Consider the following 4,848-nt stretch of genomic DNA (forward strand, 5'->3'; position numbering starts at 1 on the left):
AGCACTCCCCATCATTAATTTTGGGGGGCTTTGGGGGTGCTTCTTATATGTATTATTTTATTTTTGATTGAAAAAAAATATATAAAGGGGGGAGTAAAAGGAACCCTCAAAATCCTCAAAACTAAGTACCATAATAGTTTTGATAGCATTTCTTATAAGTTACAAGCTATCTTTTGAAAGGCTTAAAGGATCAGCACTTTCCATGGTGAGACAGTCATCATTATCATCTGCTTCATCCACTTCCCCTGCCACTTCAACAAAAGTTGTTTTGGAGGCAACAGATACTGTTTGCGGATCCAAACTCAAAATTGGAACGTTTTTAGGAAAACCTGTTCAATAACGCTGGGCAAGATTAAGCGCGTTGTCAATATCATATTTTGTGATAGTATCTACAAAGCCTAGACGGTTTTTTCTTTGAAAACTCTCCTTATAAAACTTAAGTTTTTTGACATTGCCAGTTAAAATAAGTGCAATAAGGTGAAATTCTGCAAGGCAAAATTCACTGTTTGTTGGCAACGCCGCATAATCATAGATGATTTGGTTGGTGTTTTGGTTATCAGCCCATTTAAGAATATCCACACAGATTTGCTTTAGTTTGCCTTCTTCAACTTCAACACTAAAAACTGTATAAACTTCTTCTGCCTCTTTGAGAGCTATATATTGAGGATTCTCGGGAAAAACATCCCTATGAGCAGTGGAAAAGGCAAGTGTTGAAAGTGAAGCCTTGAATATAACGATCGGTGTTTTTCCTTTTCTATCAAGACTGTACATTATATTAATGATACGGTCTTTGCTTATAAAATAGGCATTACGATTATAATTTTTGTCGCAATAGACTGTCCAGTTCATCATTTTTAATGTTTCAGAAACTGTATTAAGAAGAGCCAAAGATTGTACACCAATACGTGCATCCGCCGCCTCTCGCTCCTTTAAAACGGTCAGATGTTCTTCAGCAAATTGAACAGCGTGATTAACATATTTTTCCACATCATCGTCATCTAAATATTCAGAAATCGTACCTGCTTTTACGGCATTTTGATAGGATTTCAGGACATCAATTTGACCTGTTAATGCTAAACAAGCCAAATGCCATGGGATATCGGGACAAGAGCTATATTTTTGAACAAGCGCTTTGCTTTCTATCGCTGCTTCTAAATCCTGAGCACGCGCCCATTGTATTACCCGCTCAGAAATTTTGATAAGCTCCTGCTCATTTAATGTCTCTACACGAATATCAATCCCTTTATCAACACCACTAAAAACCCCTCCCCCAATCGTATTAAAAGACTGATAAATATTTGTAGCTGATATCTGCCTACATTTTCTACTATCGTGAATATAATGGCAAGCTACAGAAATATCTTCGTTGGAGATCTCTGCTTCAAGATGAACATTGTAATCATCATTTGGAAGACGTATAAAACCAAAATCAAATTGAATGAAGCGGTCGGGCAAAACCAACCACATTTTTCCAGGCTCTGTGGCAAACCACCCTTGGGTTTTAAGAATGCGTGTTGCTGCTGTAAGACTCATCAAACGCTGTTTCGGTTTTTTGCGTGTTAAAATGTCATCCAATTCGTTATTTTTATAAGCCTCAGCAAAAAAGATAACGCGCTCAACCTGTGTCATCTTTTCATAATCAGAAAACTCTGGTGTATATAATTGAGGTGTAGGTTTGTAATTCCTTAAAGCTTCGGTATCGCCGAGTAGAGCCTTTGCAACGAGAGAACGATTAGCAGATTCTTCACGTAATTTTTTCTCAATATCTTGTGCTTGCGCCCAAGCTAACACTTTGTTTAAAGCTATCTTAACGTGGTTTTCAAAAAACTCCAGCGCTGTAACTCCAAAATCTTCTTCTGAAGAAATCAGCATATCCTCATATAGAGGTTGAGATTCTTTACCGTTAGCATATTCACAGCCAAGACAATAAGCAGCAGTAGTAAGACTGACAGAAACCCACAATCTTCCGCTATCCCGTCCATAATCTATGACACCATAATGAATACGCACTATGCGATCGGGGAGGTGATAATAAGCAAACATATCACCCATTTCATCGCGATGGGGCTCCCAACCAACTTTTTTTAAAATCTCTGTTGCGTCTTTAGTTTGAATCGTCATTACCCCCCAGCATGTTCCATAATTCTTTTACAGAGAAATTCATAAAAATTACTTGCGTAATACTGGGGATCGCTAGGTGGAAACTTAAGATAGAGCGGACACTCTCCATCTCGAAACTGAGTATAATCAAAGTAAAATGTCTCACCAAAATCAGTTCTACTCACAACAAGCTGTTCTGATGTCGCAAAACCATGTTTCCTATGATATAAGTTTTTATGCACAATATCACCAGCAGGATTATCTTCAAAACTTGCGTTATAAATGCTAAAAATTTCCTCATAACCAATTTCTCCTCCTCCATAATTTTTTAAAAAACTTTTGTAGGACGAGGTGAATTGTAAACCAAGAGTTCTCTCAGCCTTTTCAATCAATATATCATCAGGAGCATCCTCTGCAGAACCAAAATTGATAATCTCTTCATCATATTTATTCACTTTATCAATTAATACTGCAACATCATCTAAGGTATAGGTTTTCATAGATGATCCTCCTAAAAGGGATTAACAATTCTTGCATTTTTTGAAAACAAAAAAGAATGACGGCTTTAACAGTGTATTTCAAAAGGAAACCGCCCGACAAAAAGCGTCATTCCAAATTAGCTATAATTCTTTTACAGAGGAATTCATAGAAGTTACTTGCGTAATGCTCTGAATCTCCAGATGCAATTTCAACATAGAGTGGGCATTCACCATCCCGAAACTGAGAATAATCAAAATAAAATGACTCATCCAAATCATTTGTACAAACGACAAGCTGTTGTGGTTTTGCTAAACCATTTTTTATATCTGTTAAGTGATTGTAAACAATATCATCACTACGTGCAATCTCAAAGTCTATAAGATAAACGCTCATTATTTCTTCATAACCAATTTCTCCTCCTCCGTAATTTTTTAAAAAACTCTTGTAGGAAGTTGTAAACTGCAAACCGAGAGTTTTCTCTGCTTTTTCAATTAGTACATCATCAACTGCTTCATCTGTAGTGCCAAAATCGATACTATCGCTATATTTATCAACTAGTACTACAACATCATCTAAGGTATAGGTTTTCATAAATCTTCCCCTGCATGTTCCTTAATTTTTTTGCAAAGGAATTCATAAAAGTTACTTGCATAATAAAGGGGATCTCCAGATATTACCTCAAAATAGAGTGGACATTCACCATCCTGAAACTGAGAGTAATCAAAGTAAAATGTCTCACCAAAATCTGTTCTACTCACAACAAGCCGCTGTGGTTTTGCTAAACCATTTTTTATATCATTTAAATTTCGATAAACAATATCACCAGCATGAATGCCCTTATACTCCGCATAAACGCTAAAGATTTCCTCACTACCAATTTCCCCCCCTTTATAATTTTTCAAAAAACTCTTGTAAGAAGATGTAAATTGCAAACCAAGAGTTTCCTCAGCTTTCTTTACCCATATATCTTCTACCGCATCCTCTGCAGTGCCAAAATTAATAATATCACTATATTTATCAACTAATTGTGCAACATCAGATAAAGTATAAGTTTTCATAATTTGTTCTCCATAAATTGTTATTTTTTTAGCTTCATCTTTTCTTCTATAATCTTAGCCCGTTCTTGCCAATATTTTGATCTCCATCTATCAAACATATCTCTATCGATAAGCGATTTTTGTGTTTTAGGATAAATATGAATAACAGAAGTATATTTTTGATGAAACGTCTTTCTAATCTCTGCGATAGGGCCATCTTGTATTTGCAACATATGATGCAACTCTATAGGATCGCCATCAAAGCCAAGAGGCGCCCTTCCTGTTTTCATCCTCTCAATATTGGTACCCTCTACCGTTTTTCCTTTTTCTTCCCAACTAACAATCTGGTTAGGATCAAACAGATCTTCTCTTTGATAGACTTTGTTTGTCTGAGTAATTTTTTCTCCCTTGTAAGTCATTTCAAACTCAACCTCAATGGGATCCGCTGACCAGAATTTTCTTTCCTGACCCAAATATTGAGTTGCAACAATTTCATCACTCATCTTTCCAATTGATTGAGCGATTTCCTCTCCTGTCTTAACAGCTGCTGTTTCAGTTTTAGCAGCGAATTTGATGAGATCTTTTTCTACAAGCTTGCCAACAAGCTTTGCACCTCCCTTGGCTGCTGAAACAGCACCGTCAGTAAGCACTGTAGAACCCACTATATAAGCCACATCTCCTAATGGTTTACCTAGCATTTCGCCAGATTCAGCACCAGCACTGAATGCTCCATCCCTCCCTTTCTCCATTGTTTCATGTATGTGATCTATATGCCCCCCAAAGGAATCCTTTATGTGATCTATACGCCCTCTAAAGGAATCCTTAACACCTCCCCAGAATTGACCAACTCCTTCCCAAAGTTGACCAGCACCTTCCCAGACATCATCAAATATATGCCCACTCGTGGCCCAAGCTTTTGCTGTTCCAACGCCTTGAAGGGCACTTTGATAGATCTCATCAACTGAACTGTTTCCTATTGCCGATCCTAATTCTTTAACGTCATGAACTGTCGCATATATTCCGTTTCCTATTGCCGATCCTAATTCTTTAACGTCATGAGCTGTCTCAGATATTCCGTTTCCTATTGCTTTTACGGCACCAACAATCGTACCCTTCGCAAGACCTATCTCAAAAATCCTATCTTGCTCTTCACTAATCTCGAACCATTTTTCGTTAACCTCTCTTCGACACTGATCATCAGGGCACTCTTCTAACTCTTTCTTCTTCTGAG

Annotated in this window: 4 protein-coding genes and 1 pseudogene; all 5 read right to left on the minus strand. The window is 37.3% G+C overall.

The genetic code is table 11. The annotated features are described in order from the left end of the window. Positions 1-159: 159 nt before the first annotated feature. Positions 160-2,121 (minus strand): annotated as a pseudogene (locus ACFIKR_RS08650) (DUF6990 domain-containing protein). Further along, on the minus strand, positions 2,121-2,600 hold the full coding sequence (locus ACFIKR_RS08655; RefSeq protein ID WP_375659565.1) for an SMI1/KNR4 family protein: 480 nt from the start codon (positions 2,598-2,600) through the stop codon (positions 2,121-2,123). The pseudogene ACFIKR_RS08650 and the gene ACFIKR_RS08655 overlap by 1 nt, the downstream one beginning before the upstream one ends. A gap of 106 nt (positions 2,601-2,706) precedes the next feature. Continuing rightward, a complete protein-coding gene (locus ACFIKR_RS08660; protein ID WP_375659566.1) occupies positions 2,707-3,171 on the minus strand; it encodes an SMI1/KNR4 family protein in 465 nt (154 codons plus the stop codon). Then, positions 3,168-3,638, minus strand: a complete 471-nt coding sequence (locus ACFIKR_RS08665) for an SMI1/KNR4 family protein (RefSeq protein WP_015856207.1) — start codon at positions 3,636-3,638, stop codon at positions 3,168-3,170. Before ACFIKR_RS08665 ends, ACFIKR_RS08660 begins: the two co-directional genes overlap by 4 nt. Before the next feature lie 20 nt (positions 3,639-3,658). Beyond that, positions 3,659-4,848 (minus strand): HNH/ENDO VII family nuclease (locus tag ACFIKR_RS08670; RefSeq protein WP_375659567.1); only part of this gene is annotated, 1,190 nt, incomplete at its 5' end.

It is taken from the genome of Bartonella sp. MR30HLJHH, assembly GCF_042194195.1.
Taxonomy (GTDB): Bacteria; Pseudomonadota; Alphaproteobacteria; order Rhizobiales; family Rhizobiaceae; genus Bartonella; species Bartonella grahamii.

Bases quoted from the DNA above. Each gene is read 5' to 3' on its own strand.
- ACFIKR_RS08665 (WP_015856207.1), bottom strand. From the start codon at position 3,638: ATGAAAACTTATACTTTATCTGATGTTGCACAATTAGTTGATAAATAT.
- ACFIKR_RS08660 (WP_375659566.1), bottom strand. From the start codon at position 3,171: ATGAAAACCTATACCTTAGATGATGTTGTAGTACTAGTTGATAAATAT.
- ACFIKR_RS08655 (WP_375659565.1), bottom strand. From the start codon at position 2,600: ATGAAAACCTATACCTTAGATGATGTTGCAGTATTAATTGATAAAGTG.